Annotated in this window: 18 protein-coding genes and 1 pseudogene; 10 read left to right on the top strand and 9 right to left on the bottom strand. The window is 43.2% G+C overall.

The genetic code is table 11. From position 1 onward, the window contains the following. Positions 1-16: 16 nt before the first annotated feature. The 9 genes and pseudogenes from BVU_RS03240 to BVU_RS03200 form a co-directional block, all read right to left on the bottom strand. Positions 17-601: a hypothetical protein gene (locus BVU_RS03240; RefSeq protein WP_005840942.1), complete on the bottom strand. Its 585-nt coding sequence runs from the start codon at positions 599-601 to the stop codon at positions 17-19. Between the two features lie 114 nt (positions 602-715). After that, entirely contained in the window at positions 716-2,008 is a 1,293-nt protein-coding gene (locus BVU_RS03235; RefSeq protein WP_011964842.1) for an MATE family efflux transporter, read from the bottom strand. Between the two features lie 214 nt (positions 2,009-2,222). After that, positions 2,223-3,062 (bottom strand): hypothetical protein, encoded by an 840-nt coding sequence (locus BVU_RS03230; RefSeq protein WP_008670883.1) that lies wholly within the window; start codon positions 3,060-3,062, stop codon positions 2,223-2,225. A gap of 140 nt (positions 3,063-3,202) precedes the next feature. Continuing rightward, entirely contained in the window at positions 3,203-3,856 is a 654-nt protein-coding gene (gene aat / locus BVU_RS03225; RefSeq protein ID WP_005840948.1) for a leucyl/phenylalanyl-tRNA--protein transferase, read from the bottom strand. A gap of 95 nt (positions 3,857-3,951) precedes the next feature. Next, complete coding sequence (locus BVU_RS03220; protein WP_011964841.1) at positions 3,952-6,180, bottom strand: AAA family ATPase; 2,229 nt, start codon at positions 6,178-6,180, stop codon at positions 3,952-3,954. Between the two features lie 17 nt (positions 6,181-6,197). After that, a complete protein-coding gene (locus BVU_RS03215; RefSeq protein ID WP_008781423.1) occupies positions 6,198-6,506 on the bottom strand; it encodes an ATP-dependent Clp protease adaptor ClpS in 309 nt (102 codons plus the stop codon). Positions 6,507-6,734: 228 nt separating this feature from the next. Beyond that, positions 6,735-7,142, bottom strand: a complete 408-nt coding sequence (locus BVU_RS03210) for a pyridoxamine 5'-phosphate oxidase family protein (protein ID WP_011964840.1) — start codon at positions 7,140-7,142, stop codon at positions 6,735-6,737. 73 nt (positions 7,143-7,215) lie between these two features. After that, positions 7,216-8,031 carry a DUF6597 domain-containing transcriptional factor gene (locus BVU_RS03205; protein ID WP_005840958.1) on the bottom strand — a complete coding sequence of 272 codons (816 nt, stop codon included), beginning with the start codon at positions 8,029-8,031 and terminating at the stop codon, positions 7,216-7,218. 23 nt (positions 8,032-8,054) lie between these two features. After that, positions 8,055-8,318, bottom strand: a pseudogene (locus BVU_RS03200) (hypothetical protein); the annotation flags it as partial. 159 nt (positions 8,319-8,477) lie between these two features. On the opposite strand from BVU_RS03200, the gene BVU_RS03195 reads away from it, so the two are divergent. From BVU_RS03195 to BVU_RS03145, 10 genes are all read left to right on the top strand, one after another. After that, a complete protein-coding gene (locus BVU_RS03195) occupies positions 8,478-9,173 on the top strand; it encodes a hypothetical protein (RefSeq protein WP_011964838.1) in 696 nt (231 codons plus the stop codon). A 93-nt stretch (positions 9,174-9,266) separates the two neighbouring features. Further along, positions 9,267-11,489 (top strand): GH92 family glycosyl hydrolase, encoded by a 2,223-nt coding sequence (locus BVU_RS03190; RefSeq protein ID WP_011964837.1) that lies wholly within the window; start codon positions 9,267-9,269, stop codon positions 11,487-11,489. 204 nt (positions 11,490-11,693) lie between these two features. After that, positions 11,694-12,269: an RNA polymerase sigma-70 factor gene (locus BVU_RS03185; protein WP_005850704.1), complete on the top strand. Its 576-nt coding sequence runs from the start codon at positions 11,694-11,696 to the stop codon at positions 12,267-12,269. 28 nt (positions 12,270-12,297) lie between these two features. Further along, on the top strand, positions 12,298-13,290 hold the full coding sequence (locus BVU_RS03180; protein WP_005850706.1) for a FecR family protein: 993 nt from the start codon (positions 12,298-12,300) through the stop codon (positions 13,288-13,290). A gap of 17 nt (positions 13,291-13,307) precedes the next feature. Continuing rightward, positions 13,308-15,590: a GH92 family glycosyl hydrolase gene (locus BVU_RS03175; protein ID WP_005850708.1), complete on the top strand. Its 2,283-nt coding sequence runs from the start codon at positions 13,308-13,310 to the stop codon at positions 15,588-15,590. A gap of 29 nt (positions 15,591-15,619) precedes the next feature. Then, positions 15,620-17,932: a GH92 family glycosyl hydrolase gene (locus tag BVU_RS03170; protein ID WP_005840972.1), complete on the top strand. Its 2,313-nt coding sequence runs from the start codon at positions 15,620-15,622 to the stop codon at positions 17,930-17,932. Positions 17,933-18,220: 288 nt separating this feature from the next. Beyond that, positions 18,221-21,622 (top strand): SusC/RagA family TonB-linked outer membrane protein, encoded by a 3,402-nt coding sequence (locus tag BVU_RS03160; protein ID WP_011964836.1) that lies wholly within the window; start codon positions 18,221-18,223, stop codon positions 21,620-21,622. Between the two features lie 23 nt (positions 21,623-21,645). Further along, positions 21,646-23,415, top strand: coding sequence for a SusD/RagB family nutrient-binding outer membrane lipoprotein (locus tag BVU_RS03155; protein ID WP_011964835.1), 1,770 nt, complete (start codon positions 21,646-21,648; stop codon positions 23,413-23,415). A gap of 43 nt (positions 23,416-23,458) precedes the next feature. Then, on the top strand, positions 23,459-24,304 hold the full coding sequence (locus tag BVU_RS03150; RefSeq protein ID WP_005840982.1) for an endonuclease/exonuclease/phosphatase family protein: 846 nt from the start codon (positions 23,459-23,461) through the stop codon (positions 24,302-24,304). Positions 24,305-24,491: 187 nt separating this feature from the next. Further along, positions 24,492-26,507 (top strand): glycoside hydrolase family 97 protein, encoded by a 2,016-nt coding sequence (locus BVU_RS03145; protein WP_011964834.1) that lies wholly within the window; start codon positions 24,492-24,494, stop codon positions 26,505-26,507. Positions 26,508-26,576 lie beyond the last annotated feature (69 nt).

The following is a 26,576-nucleotide window of genomic DNA, read 5'->3' as shown; positions in this document are numbered from 1 at the left end:
GCCCGATTTCATCGGGTCAAGGCATCCATTCTACTACTCCTGTAACAGGATGCTGCTTTCTCCATTCCTTAAATCCGCTATAATCCCGCACCCCATCCCGGATGACTGCCTGATAATACTCCACTCCGATGATTTTCTCGGTTTCCGGTGTTTCATATTTTAATCTTAGAATAGTTTCCCGTATTTCATCGGTCATAATTTCCGAAATGCGTTGGGCTACCTTTTCAAAATAACCGTCATAACGTGAACCTTCCCGGATGTGAATCATATCCATCTGCCAAAGTTCATTTTCTTCATTTTGATACCATGCATGCCATTCGATACAGGCTTCGGCAGTATGCAGCAGATTAGCGCATTCTATTCTTTTGATGGACGGATTCTCAGCTAGTCTGGCCATTGCCTGAAAGCTGTCCGTCAGGTTTAAGGGTGATGAATAAATATGGAAATCAATGTCCCTATGTTTCATCAGCAGCCCTGTTCTGAGTGAACCTACCAGATTAATTTTTGCACCGGCATCTTCCCATATCTGGATAATGTTCGTGTTTTTGATAACTTGCCAGGCTTTTTCCTGATTCTGTTTGGCAATGTCGAAAATATTCATACGCTGTCTTTTATAGTTGGTTTGCAAAAGTAGAGAAAAGCTTTCAAACTGAAGATAGTTATAAATAACTATTTATTGCCGGAATGAATCGGGAGAAAGGGGGTAACAAGGAACTTAGTAATGTTTCCTTTTCAAGTAAATGACAGATTGTATTCCCAACATGATGACAAACAGATATTCGGTTGTCATATATACCGCTAAAGGTGCATGTACACAGTGGCTCAGCCAGTAAAGATAAAGAAGATATACCATAATGGTAACCACTTGGAAGATAAAGGCAATTTTTGTCTTTCCGGTTCCGGTGACGGCACTGATGTAGACATATCCGGGTACTGCGAATATATAATTGAACAGCATGACGATGAAAGGGGGGACAGTGTGTTGCACCAGTGTTTCGTTGTTGGTGTAAAATCCGATAATCCAATAATCACAAAACAATGCGACTCCTACCAGCGGAAAACCGATGGCATATCCCATTTTGATGATTTTGTGGCAGATAGGAAAAACACCTTTTTGTTGTCCGGCTCCTAAAAGATTGCTTACCAAGGAACCGTTGGTGGCTCCTAAAGAACTGACAATCACAAAAAAGAGGGTGGAAACGCTGCGGGTAATGTTGGAAACGGCCAGTTCCATCTTTCCTAAATGTTCGATGGCGATGAAGAACAGGAACCACGGCGCCATACTGATAAAAGAATGCAGCATGCTCCATACGGACAGGTAAAACAGTCTTTTCAATAGCTTTCCATCAAATATCGGTTGCAGTCCATACTTGTTTTTATCAATCTTTCTCCACATATGGATAAGGAGAATGATTAACGATCCCATTTCTGCTAGCGTTGAGGCTATTGCCGATCCTGCTATCCCAAATTTTAAGGTAAATATTAACAGGTAATTGAAAGGGATGTTGATAAGTACGGCTGCTATTGCGGCCCAAGATAAGGACCTGGTCTTTATTATTCCCACAAAGAAAGCCCGGAGTGCCAGAAAGGGAAATGAAAATAAAAGTCCGAAACTGCGCCAGTCCAGATAGTCCGTTACAGCCTGATAGATTTCCGGTGAGGTAATTAATTGTTTCAAGAGGAAGGGGGAAAGGCCCTGTATCAACAAACATAAAGAGAGTGCTAGTCCGGAAAGGAAAAATAGTCCTTGAAAGAAGGTACGTCCTGTTTCTGCATAGTCCTGTTCTCCATTCCTGCGGGCAATCATGACTTGTAGTCCTATGCTGAAACCGAAGCCTAGCATATAAGTTGCCAGATAATATATTCCTGCCAAGGCAGATGCGCCAAGTTCCACTTCACCGACATGGCCCAGAAAGACGGCATCGGTAATGTTGATTAATTGCTCCATTAAAACGCTCATCATTACAGGAAGGTTGATGAGCCATATTTGTTTATATGTATAATTCATTGTTTAACTTAATGTATAACCATGCTTATGCACTTATCGGTTTAGGGATGGTGCACAATCTGTGTGGATTAATAATAAGGGTATAAAACTCTGTAACAAATCTTATTTAAGATCCGTCAAAATAGCCAAATAGTTTGGATTGGTAGTGCTATTCGTTGAATGTAGCTATATACAGAGTTGATGTTTCATTAGTTAAACAATTGTGTTTTGCAGGTTAAATCAAATCTCCTGGTTCGGCATAAATTTTGTATTCGCTCTCTAGTCCCTTGAAATCTTTTCTGAGGAGTACAATTTTAGCTTTGGGGGTAAGCCAAATGTTTAGTGGAATGGCATTCTCCTCTTGAAATGAAAATATAGTGCTGAATTCTTTTCTCAAAGACTCGTCTGAGGTTGCGGTATAATTAGGGAGTGAGAAAAATGAATTTATGTAGTTATACAGTATTTGTTTGCTTTTCATAGATCCCCCTTTTTCATATTTCTCATTTTTGGCATACAGCATAACAGATGGGACACCTTGATGGATATGGGTTTGCGTACTCAGATAATATCCGTCCAGATTATTTGCATAGCCTGTGGTAAAATCGGAGTCAGTTACGTCTTTCCAATTGAAAGCAAGGAAATCTTTTTTATTTGTGATATCAATGGATATTGTATCACTACTATAGATTATTTCATTGTTTTTGTAACCTAGCAGATAAGTCTTGTATGTGCCGGGTGAATAATAAACATGTGCCCATTTGAAAAATGTTGTTTCCACATATCTGGCATAATTTGAATGACTGAATACTTTAAAGCTATTTGGGGAATGAGATGATTTCCACACTATGGAATCATACACTTCGCTTAGACAAGGTGCATCTTTACCAAAATCAAAAGATTGGTAGAATACAATAGGAGCAAATATGTTTTGAGAACTTGTTTCTGCTTCTAATATAATTTTGATCTCTTTATTTTCTGTTTCTTTATTTTGGCTACCATCCATATCGGCCTCTTCTTTGGAGCAAGACAAGACAAAGAAGGTAAGTAGTAAAAAACAGTAGAATATCTTTTTCATGTTTGTTTTTGAGTTGGGTAAATAGCTCTGTTTGTAATGTCGAAAACAAAGCTAGCAAATATATTTGATAATCTCAGCTTTGTATCCTATATTTTATTTTTGACTGATGATTTGATAATCAAAATCGGTAAACAAAGACTTTACAGAGATTCAAGAGGTTCCTGCACATACCTCATATACTCCTCATAGTCTATATACCTTCCACCCATTGACTTTAAGTGTGGGGTTTCAAACTGACAATCAATCAAGGTTCCTCCCAACTCCTGAAATGTTTGTGCCAGATAGATAAGCGCCAGTTTCGATGCATTGGGGACTAGAGAAAACATGCTTTCGCCGAAAAAACACTTTCCCAAAGTGACTCCATAGAGTCCGCCGACCAGACAAGATTCTTCCCATACTTCCACGCTGGTCGCGAAACCTTGCTCATGCAGGCGGATGTAGGCTTTCATGATATCTTTGCCCAACCATGCTCCCGTTTCTTCCATCCGCAGATTGCCGCAGGTTTGAATCACTTCATGGAATGCCTGGTTAAAACTGACTCCATATTGTTCTTTGTTCATAAAAGTACGCATGGAGTGAGAAATGTGAATCTCGTTAGGGAAAATCACAAACCGTTTCAGGGGACACCACCATTGTATCTGTTTTTCACGGAAAGCATACCAAGGGAATATGCCATTGGAATAGGCAAGGAGGAGACGGTCTACGGAGAGGTCGCCGCCCACTGCCAATAGTCCGTCCGGTTCGCCATAGTGAGGGTCGGGAAAAACAAGTTTTTGAGTTAGTTGAAAGACCATATTGTTTTTTATTTATTGGATTCATATAATATCTTCTGTAGGAACTTCTCCGTATCTCTGCCTCTGCGGAGAAGTTGCCGATTCATTTAAAGGTATTACTCTTTGAGTACTTGCAAGCTCAATTCTCCGTTTCCTGCTGTCACTCTTACTTTACCTCCTGTTTTTAATGTTCCGAATAGGATTTCACGCATAAGCAGTGGCTTCAGCTGCGAAGTAATTACCCTGTCCATTTCCCTGGCACCATATTCTTTGGTGAAACCTAGTTTCAGCAGATGCTTATAGGCTTCCGGGCTGAGTTCCATTCCTACATGACGTGCAGACAGTTTGTTTTTCAGTTCGTTGAGTTTTTTGTTCAGGATGAGAGAAGCCATTCCGTAATCCATATCATGGAAGACGACTGTTGCAGACAACCGGTTGATGAATTCAGGTTTGAAAGTTTTCTTAACCTGTTTCAACATTGCCTCTCCGGCAGTAATTTGTCCGCTGAAACCTATAGAAGCTTGGTGCGCGAATTGTGCTCCGGCATTGGAGGTCATGATAAGTATAACATGGCGGCAGTCCGCTTTCCGTCCTTTGTTATCCGTCAGTACGGCATAGTCCATGACTTGCAGCAGGATATTGAATATATCAGGATGCGCTTTTTCTATTTCGTCAAGCAGTAACACACAGTTGGGAGTTTTGCGGATAGCATCTGTCAGCAGTCCGCCGTCTTCATAACCTATATATCCGGCAGGTGAGCCGATGAGTTTGGCCACTGTATGCTTTTCCGTATATTCGCTCATGTCAAAGCGTTGCAGGGCTATACCTAGTTCGGAGGCCAATACTTTGGCCACTTCCGTCTTTCCTACTCCGGTGGGGCCAACGAAGAGAAGGCTGGCCAGTGGTTTGTTTTCGTCCAGTAGCCCGGCTTTGGCCATTTGTACGGCTTCCACCACTTGGCAGACAGCTTCTTCCTGACCGTATATCTTTGCACTGATGCGTTCATGCAAGGTTTCTAATGTGGCATTGTCCTCTTCCTTCATGGCGAGTACATCCACTTTACAGATACGTGCCAGTATATCGGTTATCAATGCTTTGTCCACCGTTTGTGTTTCTGTATCTGTGGGGTGGATTTCACGATAAGCCCCGGCTTCGTCCACCAGGTCGATGGCCTTGTCGGGCAAAAAACGGTCGCTGATATACCGTGCGGCAGCTGTGACGGCATATGCTATCACTCCTTCTTCATAAACTACTCCATGGAACGTTTCGTACCTTTCTTTTAATCCTTCCACTATGTGGATAGTTTCTTCGATTCCGGGTTCCTGTATGTCAATCTGTTGGAAACGCCGTACCAATCCTCTGCTACGTGAAAAATAGCGGTTGAATTCTTCGTAAGTAGTGGAACCGATAAACCGGATCTCTCCTCCTTCCAAATAAGGCTTGAGCATATTAGAGGCATCCATCGAACCGTCTCCCGTCCGTCCGGCGCCTATCAGGTTATGTATTTCATCTATATATACAATGGCGTGTCCTTCTTTCCGTATTCCTTCCATAATGGCTTTCAGCCTTTTCTCGAATTCACCCCGATATTGTGTACCGGCCAATAAGTTGCCTAAATCCAGTTCGTAGATACGACAGCCTGTGAGGCGTTCGGGAACATTGCCTGCTTCTATACGTGCAGCTAGTCCGTAGACCAGTGCGGTTTTTCCCACTCCCGGTTCACCCACGTGCAGAGGGTTGTTCTTTTCTTTGCGGCAGAGAACTTGAATGGTGCGTTCCAATTCCACATTCCGGCCTATAAGCGGATTCCGGTCTTGCAGACCTTCATTGAGGCAGGTGACGTAGTTGCGCCAAGGTTCGCTTTTCTCTTGCTCAGAGGAAGTTTCCTCTTGAAACTGATTCATGTGCTCGTAATTTGAAATGAGGGAGCTGAGAAACTCCGGCATATCTTCTCCCACTGTTTCTTTTAGCAGATAGCCGGCCCATGAATCTTCCAGTTGAAGCATTCCTTGTACCAGATGAGGAACATCCATTTCTTCTGCGCTTGAATGGCTGATTGTCATATAGGCATATTGCAGCAGCTCGGAGAGTTGACCTGAAATTTCCAACTCATATTCTATTTCTTGAGGAACTCGTTCCACTTTTTTCGACAGATATTCGGAAATGGACTGGGACAGTTCTTCCGGGGTACAAAAACACTCTGCCAATGCTTTTTGAAAAGGAACTTGTTCCAGCAATGCGCTCAATAAGTGTTCGGGCGTGATAAATTCATGCCGATATTGCATCGCTTGGCTCTGCGCAGAAGCGAAAGCGTAGTTCACCGAATCGGTATTTGGTATATCCATATCTTATTCTTGATTTTTTATTCTTCTTCCGGTGTAACCGTGAGTCGGAGAGGGAAACCCTCTTCACGAGCCATACGGGTGGCTTTTTGTACTTTTGACCGGGCGATATCATACGTATAGATGCCTATTACGGCCGATTCACTTTTGTGTACTTGCATCATCAAAGCTTCTGCTTCCATCGTTGATTTGAAAAAAACGGTAGTTAATATCTTTACAACAAATTCCATTGTAGTAAAGTCGTCATTGAAAATAGTAACTTTGAAGCGTCGCGGCTCGCGAAGGTCTATACGTTCTTTTTCTTTATAAGATGATTGTTGTTGTTCCATATTGGTATTTGTCATACGTACTTATGGCACAAAGGTAGGGAAAGTATTGGAAAGGTAGGGTAGGGAAGAGATGAATTTTGTAGACGGATGGTCTGGAGCTGATGTCTTGAATTCCTTTCATGCCTGTCTGTCATTCTTAAAACATCCATATATAATAAGATGTTTCAAGGATGACAGACGTGTATGAAAAATAAAATGTGAAAAAATCCAAGGATAAGAGGTGGAAACTTAGACTTTTCTGTGAATAAACTGGCCGTCAATCCAAATGGTGGCATGGTTTCCCCGGAACTTCAGCAGGATATATTCGGGGTCTTCCGGTCCTTTAGGAAAATGATGGATAAACCAGTCTTGCCATAACTCTTTCTTGGTGCCAGTGTCTGATACAACTTCCACTTCTCCGGTCATGGCCACGCTGTTTCCCTCTTTGTAGAAACATATGCCGGCTTTCGGATTAGAGCGGAAATCCTTTGTCTTTGCCGAACTGTTTCCTGTTGCAAACCAGATGGTTGTTAATCCTTCCGTTTTGATTTTACTCAAGGGAACCGGCCGGGGATACCCTTCTTTATTGATGGAAGTTAGTGTGACTACTTCACATTGTTGAAGCAAAGCTTTTGCTTTTTCTTTAAGTGATTCCATTGTTTCTTTTTAGTTTTTGATACGGTACAAAAGTAAGAAACGCCAGGATGGCTTCGTTGTAAAAAAACGACTTTTATAGTTTCAGATATGTTAATGTGGTTTCTTCCGTAACCGGTAAGGATAAAAAGGAACCGGGTGTATTGCCTGATAAGGCTTTTATTTCCTTACTCAAATGGGCTGTGTCATAGTATCCGGCCTCAATGGCAACAGAGAAGAGTTGATTGGAAGAGGTGGAACGCAGTAAATCCACTGCATTCTTGAATTTGATAATCCGGCTGTATTCCTTAGGGGAATATCCGGTCTGATGTTTGAACTTGCGCTCGAAGTGTCTTTGGCACAAGCATACATTTTCTACTAAAGAACGGATAGGCAGTTGGCCTTTGGAAAGGTTAATGCAATCTACTGCATATGATATCTGTTTTTCTATCTTGTTGTTAGTACATAAGGCTTGGGTGAGAAAAGATTCTATCAGTCTGATTTTGTCCTGTATGTACGGTTGTTCACATAATCTTTCTGCTAGCGAGTCGTTGAAGATACCTCCTGACTCAAAAGTGCTGATTCTTTGATTCCCAAGTTCTTCCAATGGTAATTGCATGAAGCGGAATAAACCGCAAGGCAGAAAACGGATACCAAACATATGGATGCTTTTCGCATAGGTTATTAGGGTGGAGTATCGGCTCATGGGACCTACAAAATAAGAACGGTAGGGTTGCATTATAAGACTTTCTTGTTCCGCTATGTCAGCTACTTCGCCAAGGGTGAAGATAAAATCGGTGCAACCGTCCGGCAATATGTTGATTTTCATCCCATAGTCCGGATTGCCTTTAAATTCCCAGTATTTGTCAATATAGGGGGCTAAAAGCAGGGAAGGCTGGTATTCATTATACATGAAGATTGTTATTTCTTTTTAGCAGCGATAGCTAGTAATACTCCCAGTACCCCCCAGATTACCATGCGTGGGATAATACCGAAGGTCTTGTTGTGATACACTCCTGTGCTGATGCGAAGCCCAAGCATTTCTCCCAAAGTAGCTAGAATGGCGAACTTCACAAAACTCATGACCATACCATGGATTGCATTGAAAGATTTGTACCATTCATAAATGGTATCGCTAATAAAAAAGGGTAGAAACAATGCTATTACAAACAAAAAGAACAGAATATCACTCTTTTTCATAGATAGAAATGTGTTTTTCATTAATATTTGCGACAAACATACGAAAAAAATCTAAGTTCCTAACCAAACAATAATTTAAATTCGACGGCTCTTTATTTGTTATCTAGCTATAATCTTTTATCTTTGTTTCCCGTCATGGAATAAAATAAAAAGGTTATTATGAAAACAAAAGGATGGATTTTAACTGTAATTTGTAGTATGTTGTTATTGGTGGCGGGTATCACTTTTGCATCAATGGTGTTTGTCGGGCAACCGGCTTTGGCAAACGAATCATTGTGGTGGTGGATCTTGATAAATCTTGGTGTGATGGTTTTATTATTCGGGTATGGCGTGAAACGGGGAATCCAGATATTGCGTATCTTCAGCATACCGAAAAGCAAACTGACACGGGAACCAGGTGTCGTGGTTTGTGATTATAATATCAGCCTGAAAAAGTATGCTTTGTATAAATTGTGGGACATCCGTCATTTCAGTTTTTCTTTGTTGTTCATCATTTATATTTGTATTGCACTGTGTACAGGGCACTATATTGTTCCCGAAGAGCAAAGCCTGTTCAGTCCGCTGCTAATTTGGTTCTTGTGTCTTATTTATATCTTGATTATGCTGCCTGTCAGACTAAATAAGATTTATAAGCGGAGTATTGCGGGGCAGACTTGGGTAGAAATAACTCCGGAAGGGCTGACATATGATAAGGCGGAACTGAAACAGACATTCCCTTGGGAGGAGATAGCAGGTATAGCTCTTTATAAGACCTATTGCTTTCTGTATGATAAAAGAGGCGGTGAATTTTTGATTGTAACTTCGGATGAAAAGGTGAAAGAATCCCTTCTTTACTATTTAAATACGAAAAAATAATGAATTAAAGCTAAGTGTTTTTTATAATAAGGTTGTTCATATTATTATAATGTGTATTTTTGTAACAAAGTAATAATGAAAAACCTCTTAAGTATGAAAACACCTGTTCTCGCGCTATTCATTTCTTTAGTGGCATTTGGAGCCTGTGTGTCCAATAAACAAACCCAGCCGTCAACCGATTATACCCAATTGGTGAATCCGTTTATCGGAACCGATTTTACTGGCAATACTTATCCGGGAGCGCAAGCGCCTTTCGGAATGGTACAACTTAGTCCGGATAACGGTTTGCCCGGATGGGACCGTATTTCCGGTTATTTTTATCCGGACAGTACGATTGCCGGATTCAGTCATACCCATTTGTCGGGAACGGGAGCCGGAGACTTGTATGATATCTCTTTCATGCCTGTAACTTTGCCTTATCAGGAAGCGGAAGCTCCTTTAGGTATCTATTCCAAATTCTCTCATGCGGATGAAGAGGCTTCAGCTGGTTATTATCGCGTGCTGCTGAAAGATTATGATATCAATGTGGAGTTAACTGCTACAGAGCGTTGCGGTATACAGCGTTATACGTTTCCTGAAGGAGAGTCGGCTGTCTTTCTGAATCTGAAGAAAGCGATGAATTGGGACTTTACCAATGATTCTTATATTGAGATAATTGACTCATGCACCATTCAGGGATATCGTTTTTCCGAAGGATGGGCAAGAGACCAGCATGTGTATTTCCGCACTCGTTTCTCCAAACCGTTTGCCTCGGTAGAGATGGATACTACTGCCATTGCTTTGAAAGATAAACGTGTAGGTACGGCTTATATCGCCCGCTTTAATTTTGATACGGAAAAAGGAGAGCAGATTGTTCTGAGTACTGCTCTTTCGGGAGTAAGCATGGAAGGTGCTGCTAAAAACATGGCGGCTGAAGCACCTCACAATGATTTCGATAAATATTTGGCTGAAACTAAAGATAATTGGAACCGTCAGTTGGGAAAAATAGAGGTAACAGGTGATAACAAGGACGATAAGGTTAATTTTTATACAGCATTGTATCATACAATGATTGCCCCGACTATTTACAGTGATGTGGACGGGGCTTATTATGGTCCCGATAAGAAAATTCATCAGACGGATGGTTGGGTGAATTATGGAACTTTTTCATTGTGGGATACTTATCGTGCCGCACATCCGTTATTTACTTATACGGAACCTCAGCGTGTCAATGATATGGTGAAATCATTCATCGCTTTTTATGAACAGAACGGACGTTTGCCGGTATGGAATTTTTGGGGAAGTGAAACGGATATGATGATTGGCTACCACGCTGTACCTGTTATTGTCGATGCTTATTTGAAAGGTATTGGTGATTTTGATGCAGAGAAGGCATTGGAGGCTTGTGTGGCTACTGCTAACTTGGATGATTATCGCGGCATTGGTCTGTATAAAAAATTAGGATATATACCTTATAATATAAAGGATGAATATAATGCGGAAAATTGGTCGCTTTCCAAAACATTAGAATATGCTTTTGATGATTATTGCATAGCCGAAATGGCCCGGAAGATGGGGAGGACTCAATTAGCGGACGAATTCTACAAGCGTTCTCAGAATTATCGCAATGTGTTCAATCCGGCGTCAAGCTTCATGCAGCCGATAGATGATAAAGGAGTATTCCAACCTAATTTCAGCCCGGATGACTACACTGCCCATATTTGTGAAAGTAACGGTTGGCAGTACTTTTGGTCTGTACAGCAGGATATTAAGGGGCTAATTGCCTTGACTGGTGGTAAGGATCGTTTTACGGAAAAGTTGGATAGTATGTTTACTTATATCCCGGCTGGTAATGCAGATTTGCCTCTTTTCAGTACAGGTATGATTGGCCAGTATGCTCATGGTAATGAGCCTAGCCATCATGTGATTTATTTGTATAATAAGGTACGTCAGCCTTGGAAAACTCAGAAGTATGCGGCGCAAGTCATGCATGACCTTTATTTCAATGCACCTGCCGGACTGTGTGGAAATGAGGATTGTGGACAGATGTCTGCCTGGTATGTATTCAGTGCTATGGGATTTTATCCTGTCAATCCGGTAAGTGGTGAATATGAGATTGGTACGCCGTTGTTCCCCGAGATACAGATGCATCTGGATAATGGAAAAACGTTCACAGTACTGGCCCCTGGAGTAAGTCGTGAAAATATCTATATCCAGTCGGTGAAAGTAAATGGGCAACCATACGATAAGAGCTATATCACACACCGGCAAATAATGGATGGTGCTACTGTAGAATTTGAAATGGGTCCGGAACCGGGAAATATTTGGTATAGATAGATAATAATTGGTTCAACTTATTAAGAATTGTAATTGTACAGGAGGTGAGTTAAAAGTAATATTTATTATCATTTTGCTGTAGAGGCGGTTTGAATCTGCCTGAAAATTGTATGATGAGCGGAAGCTTTTTGCCTCTACAGTGGATGATTGGATCGTTATTTGGAACATTGGCTCTCTCCTTCATACAAAGGTGAATTATATAATATGAACGAGGAACTTGATGACACCTATAAGGCCGTCTTTCGTCAATGCTATCCTAAGCTGTTGTTCTATGCGACACGGCTGGTTGGTACCGAAGAAGCCGAAGATGTAGTGCAGGATGTTTTTGTGGAGTTGTGGAGGCGGAGAGATTCAGTCGTCATAGGAGAGCAGATTTTAGCTTTCCTTTATCGTTCTGTATATACCAAGGCTATAAATTTATTGAAGCATCAGGTTATAGAGAATAACTACAGTGCGGCAATGATAGAAATCTATGAACGAAAATTGCAATATTACCAGCCGGATCATGCCGAAGTCATTAAAAAGATAGAGAATCAGGAATTGCGTCAGGAAATTTTTGGAGCGATTAATGAATTGCCGGATAAATGTAAGGAGGTGTTTAAACTGAGCTATCTTCATGATATGAAAAACAAGGAAATCGCTGATACTCTTGGCATTTCTTTACGTACCGTAGAGGCACATATGTATAAGGCCTTGAAATTTTTGCGCGAACGTCTCAGCCATTTATTATTGTCATTGATTATATTTTCAGCAAAACTGCTAAGTGTTTTTACAAGTTGAATTGTTTACTATATGAATAGGGAAAAAGATGAGTAAACTTAACGAAGATATTATTATCAGGTATTTGGAAAACCGATGCTCGGAGGAGGATTTTGTTCTTATCAATGAATGGATGAAAGAATCTGATGAGAATGCCGGAGAGCTGTTCCGTATGGAGGAGATTTATCAGTTAGGTAAATTCCCCTTTGAGGAGGAAAATCTGGTAGTGAGGGCAGAGCGCAGGTTGGGTAGAAGATTGGAACAGGAAAATCAGAAGAAACAAGAGGTGTTCAAGCTTAGAAGTGTGTTGCGTTATGCAGCTGCTATAGTGGGTGTGATGGTGCTGGCTGCGGGATTGGCCTATTGGTTCCGGAATAAAGCGGAGGAATTGGTGGTAGCATCGGCTGCTCATGGACAAGTGCGTGAGATGTTGTTGCCTGACGGGACAAAAGTATGGTTGAACCAGTCGTCTGTTTTAAAATATCCGCGTGCTTTTGAAGGAAAGGAACGTCATGTATATCTGGATGGAGAAGCTTATTTTGAAGTAGCACGTAATCATGAGAAACCTTTCATGGTAAAAAGCCCGGCAATGGATGTCAGGGTCTTGGGAACCTCTTTCAATATAAAATGTCGTCCGGATAACAGTTTTGCGGAAACAACCTTGATAGAGGGTGAAGTTGAGGTAAAAGATAAATCGGACAAAGGAAGAATTACTTTGTTGCCGGGACAAAAAGCCGTTTTAAACAGGGTAACAGGGCGGATGCAAGTAAAACAGGTCGATCCCAAGATGGAGATAGTCTGGCATAATGACTTGATTCCATTTGAAAAGTCATCTATTTTCCAGATTGCGGCAGCATTGGAACGGTTCTATGGAGTGAAGATAATCCTTTCACCGGATGTAGACAGTACTAATACTTATTCAGGTGTACTGAAAAAGAAAGATAATATAGAGTCTGTGCTGAATTCTTTGCGTAACTCTATTCCTTTCAATTATAAGAAAGTAGATGATAACAATATATTTATCTCATCGGAAACAAAATAATTTTTAAATAAAGATCTATGAAAATCAACATGCTCTTAAGCGGCTGTCTTCTAGGGTTATTGTGTTTCACTGCATGTGATTCTGAGGGCAATGAAATGAATGATTACACCCATTATGTCAATCCTTTTATTGGTACAGGAGGCCATGGGCATACTCATCCGGGTGCTATGGTTCCTCATGGCATGATACAGCCGGGGCCGGATACTCGTATTGACGGTTGGGATTCCTGTTCCGGATATTATTATGAAGATACTACGATCAATGGTTTTGCCCATACACGTCTTAGTGGTACAGGGTGTGCGGATTTCGGAGATTTCCTGTTGATGCCGACTGTAGGTGTGCAGCGTACTGATTTCTTGGGAACAGAAAGCCAGAAGCGTCCTTTCGCATCGGCTTTTTCTCATGAAAAGGAATATGCCGAACCGGGATATTATTCTGTTTTTCTGGATACATACGGGGTAAAAGCCGAACTGACTTCGACAGAGCGTGCGGCAATGCATCGGTATACTTTTCCGGAAAGTAAGGAGTCTGGATTTATCTTGGATATGGACTATAATATTCAGCAACAAATCAATCAGGTAATGGAAGTGGAGGCAGTGAATGATACTGTGTTGCGGGGGCGCAAACGCAGTGCCTATTGGGCATACCGGCAGGATCTTTATTTTTATGCCGTATTTTCCAAACCCTTTACGTATACCTTGTACACGGATACTGTTCAGGAAAATGACAAACAGATTCCTGTATGTAAAATGCTTTTGCATTTTGAAACGGCGAAAGATGAACAAGTGCTGGCTAAGTTCTCTATCTCTTCTGTTGATGCGGAAGGTGCTTATAAGAACCTCCAGGCTGAGATGCCCGGTTGGAATTTTGATGGAGTGCGTGCCGATGCTAAGAAGAAATGGAATGAATGCTTGTCAAAGATTGCAGTCAAAACCAATGATGAAGACCAGCGTGCCATTTTCTATACGGCTATGTATCATGCTTTCCTAAGTCCCAATCTGTTTACAGATGTAGACGGGCGTTACTTGGGAATGGATTTGAAAGTGCATACCACCGACATGAAACATCCGGTTTATACCATTTTCTCTTTGTGGGATACTTTCCGTGCGTTACATCCGTTACTGACTATTGTCGATCCTCAGTTGAATACGGAGTTTATCCGTTCATTGATAAAGAAGCATCAGGAAGGTGGTATCTTTCCGAAATGGGACTGTGTGTCCAATTATACCGGGACTATGGTGGGATATCATGCGGCTTCGTTGGTAACCGATTCTTATGTGAAGGGATACCGCGATTTTGATGTGCAGGAAGCTTACAAGGCATGTCTGCGTGCAGCGGAATATGACACTACCGGTATTGTAGCTCCCGATTGGCTGATTCCATATGTTATGCCCAAAGCACGTTATTATAAGAATACTCTTGGCTATATTCCATGTGACCGTGAGAATGAATCGGTGGCGAAAGCATTGGAGTATGCGTATGATGACTGGTGTATCTCCGTGCTGGCAGACAGCTTGGGAGATACTGAAACCAAGGAGAAGTATGCCCGTTTTGCAGATGCTTACGAATTTTATTTTGATCCTGCCACCCGTTTCATGCGTGGATTGGATAGTAAAGGTGAATGGCGTACTCCGTTCAATCCCCGTTCTTCCAATCACCGTAATGATGATTATTGCGAGGGTACTGCATGGCAATGGACTTGGTTTGTTCCGCATGATATCCCGGGACTGGTGAATTTGATGGGTGGGGAGGATGCTTTCGTAGGAAAGCTGGACTCCTTGTTTACGGTTTCTTCCCAGTTGGAAGGGGAGGCTACCTCTGCTGATATCACAGGACTGATAGGCCAGTATGCGCATGGCAATGAGCCTAGTCATCACATTACTCATATGTATAACTATGTAAACCGTCCATGGCGTACTCAGGAATTGGTTGACAGTGTGCTGTATAACCAGTATTTCAATGCTCCTGACGGCTTGTCGGGTAATGAAGATTGCGGTCAGATGTCTGCCTGGTATATTTTGAATTCCATGGGCTTCTATCAGGTATGTCCCGGTAAGCCGGTTTATTCTATCGGACGTCCGTTGTTTGAGGAGGTGACGATTAATTTACCCGACCGCAAGACTTTCGTTATCCGTACCCACAATAATTCGAAGACCAATAAGTATATTGAGTCGGTTTTGTTGAACGGAAAACCGCTGGATGTTCCTTTCTTTACCCATGATGATCTGGTACGTGGAGGAACGATGGAGATTACCATGAGTCCCGTACCGACGGAATGGGGAAAACAGGTGAAGAATTAAAAGTATAACTTAACCCAAATAGCAATATCATGAAAAAACTATTTCTATCAGTTGTAGCGCTGTGTGTCACGCTGTTTGTACAGGCAAAGGATTATGCAGACTATGTGAGTCCGTTGGTAGGTACACAGTCTTCCTTTGAACTCTCTACAGGAAATACTTATCCTGCCATATCCCGCCCGTGGGGTATGAATTTCTGGACTCCCCAGACAGGAAAGATGGGGGACGGATGGCAGTATGTTTATACGGCTAATAAAATCCGTGGTTTCAAACAAACCCATCAGCCCAGTCCGTGGATTAATGACTATGGTCAATTTTCCATCATGCCCGTAACAGGAAAACCGGAATTTGAAGAGGACAAGCGTGCAAGCTGGTTCTCTCATAAAGCTGAAATTGCAAAACCTTATTATTATAAGGTTTATTTGGCAGAACATGATGTCGTAACCGAAATGGTTCCTACAGAGCGTGCCGTAATGTTCCGTTTCACTTTTCCTGAGAATGATTCATATGTAGTGGTGGATGCTTTTGATCGTGGTTCGTCTGTCAAGGTGATTCCCGGAGAAAACAAAATCGTGGGCTATACTACCCGTAACAGTGGTGGTGTTCCTGCCAACTTCAAGAATTATTTCGTTATTGAGTTTGATAAGCCGTTTACTTATGAGGCTACGTTCTCTAATGATGTACAGCCTGAAAAACCGGATGGCAGTGTTCCTGTAACCTTGAAAGAAGGTAAACTGGAGCAGACTGATTTCCATACCGGAGCCGTTATCGGTTTCAAGACAAAGAAAGGTGAAGTAGTTCATGCCCGTGTGGCCTCTTCATTCATCAGTCCTGAACAAGCAATTCGGAACCTGAAGGAATTGGGTGGTGACAGTTTTGAAGTATTGGTACAGAAAGGTAAAGAGGCTTGGAATGAGGCCTTAGGTAAAGTAGAGGTGGAAGGTGGAACATTGGATCAATACCGCACTTTCTATTCCTGCTTGTACCGTTCCTTGTTGTTTCCGCGTAAATTCTATGAACTGGATGCCAACGGACAACCTGTTCATTACAGTCCTTACAATGGCGAAACGCTGCCGGGATATATGTATACGGATACAGGTTTCTGGGATACATTCCGTTGCTTGTTCCCTTTCTTGAACCTGATGTATCCTTCGGTAAATAAGGAAATACAGGAAGGTTTGGTTAATACTTATAAGGAAAGCGGTTTCTTCCCCGAATGGGCCAGCCCCGGTCATCGTGGTTGCATGGTCGGCAATAATTCAGCTTCTATCTTGGTCGATGCTTATCTGAAAGGAGTACGTGTGGAAGATGTGGAAACATTATACAAAGGACTGATTCATGGAACGGAAGCAGTACATCCTGAAGTTTCTTCTACCGGACGTCTGGGATATGAATATTATAACAAGCTGGGCTATGTGCCTTGTGATGTGAAGATTCATGAGAATGCAGCCCGTACATTGGAATATGCATACGATGACTGGTGTATTTATCAGCTGGCGAAAGAGTTGAAGCGTCCGAAGAAGGAAATCGCACTTTTTGCCAAACGTGCCATGAACTATAAGAACCTGTTTGATTCGGAAAGTAAATTGATGCGTGGCAAGCAGAAGGACGGCAAGTTCGCTCCTGAATTCTCGCCGTTGAAATGGGGAGGTGACTTTACGGAAGGAAACAGCTGGCATTATTCCTGGTCTGTATTCCATGACCCTCAGGGATTGATTGATTTGATGGGAGGTAAGGAAATGTTCGTTACCATGCTTGATTCTGTCTTTTCGGTTCCCCCCATCTTTGATGATAGCTATTACGGACAGGTAATTCATGAGATTCGTGAAATGACAGTCATGAACATGGGTAACTATGCACATGGAAACCAGCCCATCCAGCACATGATTTATCTGTATGACTATGCAGGCCAGCCTTGGAAAGCGCAATATTGGTTGCGTGAGGTGATGAACCGTATGTATACAGCCGGTCCAGACGGATATTGCGGTGATGAAGACAATGGTCAGACTTCGGCATGGTATGTATTCTCCGCATTAGGGTTCTATCCGGTATGTCCCGGTACGGATGAGTATATTCTGGGTGCTCCGTTGTTCAAGAAGGCGACACTTCATTTTGAAAACGGAAAGAACTTGGTAATAACCGCATCGGATAACAGCGATACCAACCGATATGTAGATGAAATGCGTGTAAACGGTACTGTTTATACCAAGAATTATTTGAAGCATAACGAATTGTTACAAGGCGGTACTATTGACTTCAAGATGACCGACCGTCCGAATATGCAGCGTGGAACACAAGAAAGTGATTTGCCTTATTCATTTTCAAAAGACGAAAAAGTAAAATAAAAGTTTCACCATGCACTTCTCTCTTGTAAAGAGAGGTTGGAGGGGGATGTTCTCTTTTGGCAGCATTGCAAGAGTACATCCCCTTTTTCTTTTTAAGTATTTCTTCTATACGTCAAAGTCCGATGATATTACTACTTTTGCCTTTCCTCTGCTTTTTTCTGGAAAATTTAGAAAAAAGAACAAGATTGAGTAAGTGTTTTCTTTTAGCTGCCTGTTTTTATTCTCGAAAGGGGAATGAGAACCCCTTCACTGGAGAAAAACAAGTCAGTGTTAACGAATTTATAAATTATGAAAGGCAATCAATTAATGAGAAAGCCCAAATTACTCAGGGCGCTTTTGATTCTTTTGTTTGTGGCTGCACCCATACAATGGACCCGCGCGCAAATCGTTCTTTCAACTCCCAAGACAACGCTTGGAGCAGTGATCAAGAACATTAAATCACAGTCTAACTATCAGTTTTTCTATGATGACAAGCTGGCTGAAATGCCGGTGAATGCCATTGATGTGAAGAACGGTTCATTACAGTCTGTACTTGATGCGGCTTTGCAAGGCAAAGGAATTACGTATAAGATAGAGGATAACATTGTCTATCTTTCAGCATCCGGAGAGCCTCAGACACCTCAACAGACAGGACAGGAACATACAGTGACCGGAACAGTGGTTGATGCGACAGGCGAAGCCTTGATTGGTGTAAACGTACAAGTGAAAGGAAATCCCACAGCCGGTACGATTACAGACTTTGAAGGTAACTATTCTTTGTCCGTTCCCGGAAATGGTGAGATTGTGTTCTCATACATTGGTTACCGTTCGGAAACATTGAAGCCCGATGGCAAGGATGTACTGAATGTAACCATGCAGGAAGATACACAGCAGATTGGCGAAGTGGTGGTAACCGCTTTGGGGATCAAACGTGAGAAGAAAATGTTGGGTTATGCGGTTCAGGAACTGAAGAGTGATGAACTGAACAAGACAGGTGACCCCTCGGTAACCAGTGCCTTGCAGGGCAAGGTGGCAGGTCTTCAGATGAATACCTCGGCTACCGGTTTAGGTGGTTCTACGAAAATCACCATTCGTGGTAACTCTTCTCTTACCGATAACAACCAGCCGTTGTGGATTGTGGATGGCGTTCCTTTCAGCGACACTAGCACTTCAAGCGCATCCCGCTATGATGGTGTGGACCGTGGTAGCGCTTCCATGGACATTAATCCGGATGATATCGAGAGTATTTCTGTTTTGAAGGGTCCGAATGCGGCTGCTCTTTACGGTTCACGTGCAGGTAATGGCGTTATCTTGATTACGACAAAGAAAGGCAGTAAGAAGGATGGTTTCGGAATCCGTTATAGTGGTAATTTCACTTGGACAGCTATCGGCGAGACATTGGATATGCAACGCCGTTACGGACAAGGACATATTGATACAAAAGATGCCAAGACTGCGGTGTATGACAAAACGGATAGCGGAAGCTGGGGCCCGGTATTGGATGGAAGCATGAAAGAGGCTTGGAACGGAGAAACGTACGCTTACTCTAACTATGGGGATAAGTTGAAAGATTATTTTGATACCGGTTTTTCACATACGCATAACGTATCTATCAGCAACGGTACAGAGAAATCACATTTCCGTACTTCTTTCGGATACTCCGACAATGACGGTGTATTCCCCACTGAAAGTTTGAGCCGTGTGAATGCCGATCTGAATGCAGGAACGGAATTGAACAAATGGGTGTCTATGGACGGAAAAATTTCTCTTTCACGTACAAAAGCCGATAACCGTCCACTGTATGGAGATTACGGTGCTATTTCCCAGTTGATGAGAATCCCTAACAACGTCCGTCTGGATGACTTGAAACAATATTCTGATGAAACTCATGCGCATGTGAATTGGACAGGGCCTACTGCCAGTATCCGTAATCCTTATTATGTATTGCATCAGCGTCAGAATTCGGATGAACGTTGGCGTGCTTTCGGATATTATAGCATGAAAATCAATTTCACTGATTGGCTGCATCTATCTGCCAAATACGCTTTTGACTACTACCGTACCAGAGTGCAAAGCACCAATGCGGGGGATGGTATCAATGGAGAAGCCAATACTTCCATGATTACGAATGATTCAATGGACCGTAGTGAAGAAAACTTCTTCGAGTCAAATGCTGAAGTCATTTTGATGGGTGACCGTCAGTTGACTGATAACTTCCGTCTGGGCTTCAATGTCGGTGGTAACTTTATGTACCAGCGTTCGGAAACTTTGGGCGTGGGCGTAGGTAATATGGTGGACAAAGGTAACTGGATGCTGAATGCGGCCAATTTGTTGAGAACCGGTAGTGAGGATGGCTACAAGCGTGCCATGAACTCGGTGTTCGGCTCTGTACAGATGGCGTGGAAGGAATATCTGTCTTTGGATTTGACAGCCCGTAACGACTGGTCATCCACTCTTCCGTCAGGTAACAATTCTTTCTTCTATCCGTCTGCCAACCTCAGTTTCGTAGTGTCGGACTTCTTGCGCTCTATCGACAAACCGTTGCCAAGCTGGGTGACATTTGCCAAGGCACGTCTGTCTGCCGCACAGGTAGGTAAGGATACAAGCCCTTATCAGTTATACAATACCTACTCTTTCAAATTCGATAATGGTGTATTGACCCCGACCAAAGACAATGTGAAGATGAACGACCAGTTGAAGCCTGAAATCGCGACTTCTTACGAAGCGGGTCTGGATATGAAGTTCTTGAACAATCGCCTGGGATTTGATTTTACTTATTATTACAGCAAGACAAAGAACCAGATTATGAAAGTACCCGCAGCAGCTCCCTGGAGTGGCGGACAATGGGTAAATGCAGGTATGGTAACCAATCAAGGCGTGGAACTGATGTTGTATTCCACTCTGGTAGAAACAAAGGATTTTGCTTTTGACTTGAATGTGAATATGGCTCACAACGTATCGAAGGTGAAAGAACTGGCTCCGGAAGAAAATGTGAACTATATGTTCTTTAACGGTGACGGAAACTTCCCTGTAAAAGTAGGTACACGCGCCGGACACAAATTAGGCGAGATTTATGCTACATCGCTTTATAAGCGCAATGAAAACGGTGATATTATCGTAAATGAAAATGGGTTGCCCATGACTGTGACCAATGAGTCCGAATATGTGAACAAACCTATCGGTAATATCCAGCCAAAGCTGACCATGTCTGTATCTCCTACCTTTACTTATAAGGGGATTACACTGTCCGCACTGTTTGATATGAAATTCGGTGGTGATATCTTCTCTTATTCCGAGATGCTGGCTACCGGAAACGGTTTGGCTAAACGTACCTTGAACCGTGGTGAGGAAAACAACTATATGATGGTATTCCCCGGTGTGACAGAGTCAGGCGAGGTGAATACAAAACAGGTGTCCGCTTCAGAATACTATGGTGCATTGCAGGCTGAGGATTTCATCTACGATGCTTCTTTCATTAAGCTGAAAGAATTGTCAATCGGCTATTCATTCCCCTCATCTATGCTGAAGAAGACTCCTGTCAACTCGCTGAATGTTTCATTTGTTGCACGTAACTTGTGCTATCTGATGAAGCACACACCGGGTACAAGCCCCGAAGGTGGCTATGACACTACGATGTTCTCACAAGCCATTGACTATGCATCGTTGCCGTTTACACGTACTTTCGGTATTTCTATCAACTTAGGTTTCTAATTAATTAAAAGGAAAAACTGATTATGAAAATCAAATTATATAAATCCGTAGCCTTATGTTCGTTGCTGGCTTTGGCCGGATGCCATGATTTTGAGGAATTGAATACAAATCCTTACGCACCGATTTACGACCCGACTGTGGAGAATGTATCGGCCGACGGTATAGATATTGATTATACTTTGACGGAACATGCCATGGCAAGTTTGAAAGGGATGGAAGGTGCTATCGGAAGTATTTTTGCCAATTTCACCTACGAAGGTCCTTACAATGATTATCAGACAACAACCAATCTGACTCATGATATCTATGCCGGTTATTGGGGAAACAATGTCAGCGGCTTTGTGAATCAGGCACCTACCTATTCTTATACGGATGGATGGTCGGCCAGCCGCTGGAAGCATTTCTATGATGACCGCAGCACTTCGGAATACAGCCAATTGGTCAAGACATTCTATTTCTGCAATAAGGATTATTACCATACGGCATTCTATATCACCCGTATTTATTATGCTTTCTTGTTGTCCATGCAGACGGACACTTACGGAGATATTCCTGTAGCCTACTATGTGAAGGGAGCCATGCCACCGGAAGAAAATGTGACCTATACACCTCAAAAGGAAGTTTATAATATCCTTTTCCAGCTGTTGGATCAGGCAATAACAGAGTTGCATCAGGAAAATCTTCCTGCTGTCAGTCAGTATGATTTAGGTGACAATGACAAATGTTATGGGGGTGATGTGGACAAATGGCGTCGTTTTGCCAATACACTGCGTTTGCGCCTTGCTTTGCGTGTATCCAATGTAGACCCGGCTTTGGCCCAGACTCAGGCAAAGGCGGCTTTGACAGACCCTGCCGGTTTGATGCAAAGTCAGGATGACAATATGAAGCAGACTCCGAAACGTCAGTATATCGCCGGCGGTAATGAAAATATCTACGCGTTGTTGTTCAGTTGGACCGGCAATGCTGTATTGTCGAAAGAAATGGAACGGGCTTATAAGAATCAGGCTTTGAAAGAAGGTGCGGCAGCCGATGCCGTTACTTTCAATGAGAGTTCTGAGAACTGTTATCTCGACCCTCGTTGTGAAGTTTTATGGTTCCGTCCTACTCCGTTTGATTCGTTGACTACCAGTCCGCTTCCTACAGAGAATCTGAAGAGAGATTTCAACGGAGTGATGAATGGAGAAACCAATGTAGGCGGTTCTTATCTGAACAGATATTCTGCCAACCGCTGTATTCTGTCATCTGATGCCATGAACAAGGATTATTGGTGGAATCTGGCTCGTGAAATTGTCTGGATGGGTTATGCTGAAAGCTTGTTCCTGAAAGCGGAAGCGGCATTGCGCTGGCCGTCATTGGTGGATGAAACAGCCGAAGCCCTTTATTTGAAAGGTATCAAGGCATCTATGGATTATTATGAAATTGATGCGGACAAGGCCAATGAATACATCAGTCATCTGGATGGCGTAAAAGCATTTACCGGTGGTAGCAAGGAAGAACAGTTGGAACAGATTATTACTCAGAAGTGGATTGCCGTTTTCCCGAATGGAAATGAGGGATGGGCGGAAGTGCGCCGTACCGACTATCCGCGTTATCTGCTGGCTCCGGTCAATGGAAACAATTCCAATGGAGAAGTGGCGTCCGGCAAGCTTATCAAACGCATCAACTATCCTAACAGCGAGTCCCGTAACCCCAATAAACCGGGCAATGTGAATCAGGGTAGCCGTGTATGGTGGGATGTGGCCGATACGATGAATGATAGAGGTCAGTGGCATACTCCGAATAATTTCCGCTAGAAATTGCTATCTTTGTATCCTAGGGAACATAAAAAGAAACAAAATGAAGCAAATTCTATTTTTATTGGCAGCCGTCCTGTTATTGGGCGGCTGTGCGGAAGAGAAGAAGACCGACGTTCGTTGGGCTACTTTTAATATCCGTTACGACAATCCGCAGGACAGTTTGAACAATTGGCAATATCGGAAAGACCGTGTGTGCCAGTTTATTAAGGACCATGAGCTGGATATTGTCGGTATGCAGGAAGTCTTGCATAACCAGTTTCAGGATCTTCGCGCAGGCTTGCCCGAATACGATGGTATCGGTGTGGGACGTGATGACGGGAAGACAGCAGGTGAATATGCGCCGCTTTTCTATCGTAAGGACAAATATGAGGTGTTGGACTCCAATACTTTCTGGTTGGCCGAAAATCCCGATAGCGTAGGAATGATGGGATGGGATGCGGTTTGTGTCCGTATCGCCACTTGGGCAAAATTTAAGGACAAGGCTACCGGAAAGATATTCATGGCTGTCAATACTCATTTTGACCATGTGGGTGAAGAGGCCCGCCGTCAAAGCGCATTGCTCATTATCCGTAAGATAAAAGAGATCGTAGGCGAACGTCCCGCAGTGGTTACGGGCGACTTTAATGTGACCGATGCGAGCGATGCATACGAAACAATCACCACCAACGAGTTTGTGATGAAGGATGCTTATAAGACGGCTGCCCGTGTGACCGGCGTTGATTATACTTTTCATGATTTTGCCCGTATCCCGGCCGAGGATTGTGAAAAGATTGATTTCATCTTTGTCACTCCGCAAGTTCTGGTGAAGAGTTGTGAAATACCGGCTGAAGTACCGGAAGCTTTACTTTCCGACCATAATCCTCAGTTGGCTGACTTGGAATTCTGATTTTTTAAATAGGTGAACTTACGCCGGTAGAGTCTTTAAAAGGGCTTTATCGGCGTTTGTTATTTTATTCTGTTGATACTTCTCATTATATGTAATCTTCTCCCATTTAAAATAATTTTCCTCCTTCGATAAGTGTGATACCTTACTTAATTGTTCTATATTTGTATCATTAATCCAATTTAATAGTATGAAGACATACAGTTACTATGTATTATTTTTGTTAGTTGTGTTTTGCGGATGTTCCCGGCCCACGGAATTAACATCGCCGGATGGCAATATAAAATTAGTATTCAACCTGAATGAGGCAGGAGCGATGACCTATGGAGTTTCTGTAGGAGGAAAACCGTTCATCACTCCTTCTGTTATGGGCTTTGAAGGCCGTGACGGGCTCAATCTCTCCAAAGATTTTCAGATAGAAAATACTGAGTTTACCACAAAGGATGAAACCTGGACCCAGCCTTGGGGGGAGAATAAATCTATCCGGAACCATTATAACGAGATGGCTGTGCGCCTGAAAGATCCGGCGAATACACGGCTGACCCTCCGTTTCCGCGTGTTCGACGACGGTCTGGGCTTTCGTTATGAATATCAAGTACCCCAAGTGGACAGTGTGTTCGTGATGGACGAGCTCACTTCATTCAATCTGGCGCAGGATGGCAAGTCATGGTCTATTCCCGCCAGTTTTGAAACCTACGAGTTGCTGTATCGTACCCTGCCCGTCAGCAAGGTGGATAATGCCAACACCCCGATGACTTTCAAAACAGATAACGGGGTATATGCCAGTATTCACGAAGCGGCTTTGACCGATTTCCCCGAAATGACTTTGAAGCATACCGAAGGTTGTCACTTCAAATCGGAACTGGCCTCCTGGCCCGATGGGGTAAAAGCCCGTTTTGCCGGAGGAACTTTCGTTACTCCGTGGCGCAGTATCCAGATAGCTCCCAAAGCGGTAGGTCTGATAAACTCCGGCCTGATACTGAATCTGAATGAACCTTGTGCGCTGGAGGGTGATTTGAGCTGGATACGTCCTATGAAATACGTAGGTATCTGGTGGGGAATGCATCTGGGGGTTGAAACGTGGACGATGGATGAACGCCACGGCGCTACCACCGCTAATGCCAAACGATATATAGATTTTGCTGCTGCCAATAACATAGAAGCGGTGATGTTCGAGGGCTGGAATGAAGGCTGGGAAAGTTGGGGCGGTATGCAGACTTTTGACTATACCAAGCCTTATGCCGATTTCGATATGGCAGAGGTGGCACGTTATGCCAAGGAGAAAGGGATTGAAATAATCGGTCACCACGAAACGGGTGGCAATATCTTTAATTACGAACGCCAGCTGGACAATGCTTACAAATGGTATGCAGACCTGGGAGTGCACAGCGTGAAGACCGGTTATGCCGGAGGACTGCCGGGCGGTCACAGCCATCATGGACAGTTCAATGTACGCCATTACCGCAAGGTGGTGCAGACTGCCGCCGGTTATCATACAACCGTTAATGCCCACGAACCTATCAAAGATACAGGAATTCGTCGTACTTACCCCAATATGATGACGCGCGAAGGCGCCCGCGGCATGGAGTGGAACGGATGGAGTGAAGGTAATCCCCCCGAGCATCATGAGTTATTGCCGTTTACCCGCTTGCTGGGCGGTCCGATGGATTATACACCGGGTACTTTTGATATTCTTTATGAAAAGACACGCAATTCCCCACGCCGCAAGAAGTGGAATGACTTGGATAAAGGAAACAGCCGTGTGAATACCACCTTGGCAAAGCAGATAGCCAATTGGGTTGTCATTTATTCTCCGTTGCAGATGGCCTCGGATATGATTGAGAACTATGAAGGGCATCCTGCCTTCCAGTTCTTCCGGGATTTTGATGCGGACTGTGACTGGTCCGAAGCCTTGCAGGGCGAACCGGGAGAGTTTGTAGCTGTGGTGCGGAAAGCGAAAGATAAATATTTCCTGGGAGCCACTACGAATGAAGAGTCGCGTACACTCACCATTCCATTGGATTTCCTGGAGAAAGATAAAAAATACCATGCCGTGATTTATGCTGATGGAGAAGATGCCGACTGGAAAACGAATCCTACTTCGTATCAGATCAGTGAGAAAGAAGTGACGGCAGCCGACACCTTGTCTGTAGGCATGGCAAAAGGCGGCGGGCAGGCGGTGAGCTTCATGCTGGTGTTAGAGTAGTGATTTTGCTGCCGTATGCGTAAGCCTACACTGACGTATGTACAGCCCTGCACGTACGTCAGTGTAGGC

Origin of the sequence: Phocaeicola vulgatus ATCC 8482 (assembly GCF_000012825.1) — a bacterium.
Taxonomy (GTDB): domain Bacteria; phylum Bacteroidota; class Bacteroidia; order Bacteroidales; family Bacteroidaceae; genus Phocaeicola; species Phocaeicola vulgatus.
The sequence above is the reverse complement of the archived record's forward strand: the minus strand, read 5'-3'. Positions and strand labels throughout refer to the sequence as shown.

Bases quoted from the DNA above. Each gene is read 5' to 3' on its own strand.
- BVU_RS03150 (WP_005840982.1), top strand. From the start codon at position 23,459: ATGAAGCAAATTCTATTTTTATTGGCAGCCGTCCTGTTATTGGGCGGC.
- BVU_RS03235 (WP_011964842.1), bottom strand. From the start codon at position 2,008: ATGAATTATACATATAAACAAATATGGCTCATCAACCTTCCTGTAATG.
- BVU_RS03240 (WP_005840942.1), bottom strand. From the start codon at position 601: ATGAATATTTTCGACATTGCCAAACAGAATCAGGAAAAAGCCTGGCAA.
- BVU_RS03160 (WP_011964836.1), top strand. From the start codon at position 18,221: ATGAAAGGCAATCAATTAATGAGAAAGCCCAAATTACTCAGGGCGCTT.
- BVU_RS03205 (WP_005840958.1), bottom strand. From the start codon at position 8,031: ATGTATAATGAATACCAGCCTTCCCTGCTTTTAGCCCCCTATATTGAC.
- aat (WP_005840948.1), bottom strand. From the start codon at position 3,856: ATGGTCTTTCAACTAACTCAAAAACTTGTTTTTCCCGACCCTCACTAT.
- BVU_RS03175 (WP_005850708.1), top strand. From the start codon at position 13,308: ATGAAAATCAACATGCTCTTAAGCGGCTGTCTTCTAGGGTTATTGTGT.
- BVU_RS03145 (WP_011964834.1), top strand. From the start codon at position 24,492: ATGAAGACATACAGTTACTATGTATTATTTTTGTTAGTTGTGTTTTGC.
- BVU_RS03215 (WP_008781423.1), bottom strand. From the start codon at position 6,506: ATGGAACAACAACAATCATCTTATAAAGAAAAAGAACGTATAGACCTT.
- BVU_RS03195 (WP_011964838.1), top strand. From the start codon at position 8,478: ATGAAAACAAAAGGATGGATTTTAACTGTAATTTGTAGTATGTTGTTA.
- BVU_RS03180 (WP_005850706.1), top strand. From the start codon at position 12,298: ATGAGTAAACTTAACGAAGATATTATTATCAGGTATTTGGAAAACCGA.
- BVU_RS03220 (WP_011964841.1), bottom strand. From the start codon at position 6,180: ATGGATATACCAAATACCGATTCGGTGAACTACGCTTTCGCTTCTGCG.
- BVU_RS03190 (WP_011964837.1), top strand. From the start codon at position 9,267: ATGAAAACACCTGTTCTCGCGCTATTCATTTCTTTAGTGGCATTTGGA.
- BVU_RS03230 (WP_008670883.1), bottom strand. From the start codon at position 3,062: ATGAAAAAGATATTCTACTGTTTTTTACTACTTACCTTCTTTGTCTTG.
- BVU_RS03210 (WP_011964840.1), bottom strand. From the start codon at position 7,142: ATGGAATCACTTAAAGAAAAAGCAAAAGCTTTGCTTCAACAATGTGAA.
- BVU_RS03155 (WP_011964835.1), top strand. From the start codon at position 21,646: ATGAAAATCAAATTATATAAATCCGTAGCCTTATGTTCGTTGCTGGCT.
- BVU_RS03170 (WP_005840972.1), top strand. From the start codon at position 15,620: ATGAAAAAACTATTTCTATCAGTTGTAGCGCTGTGTGTCACGCTGTTT.
- BVU_RS03185 (WP_005850704.1), top strand. From the start codon at position 11,694: ATGAACGAGGAACTTGATGACACCTATAAGGCCGTCTTTCGTCAATGC.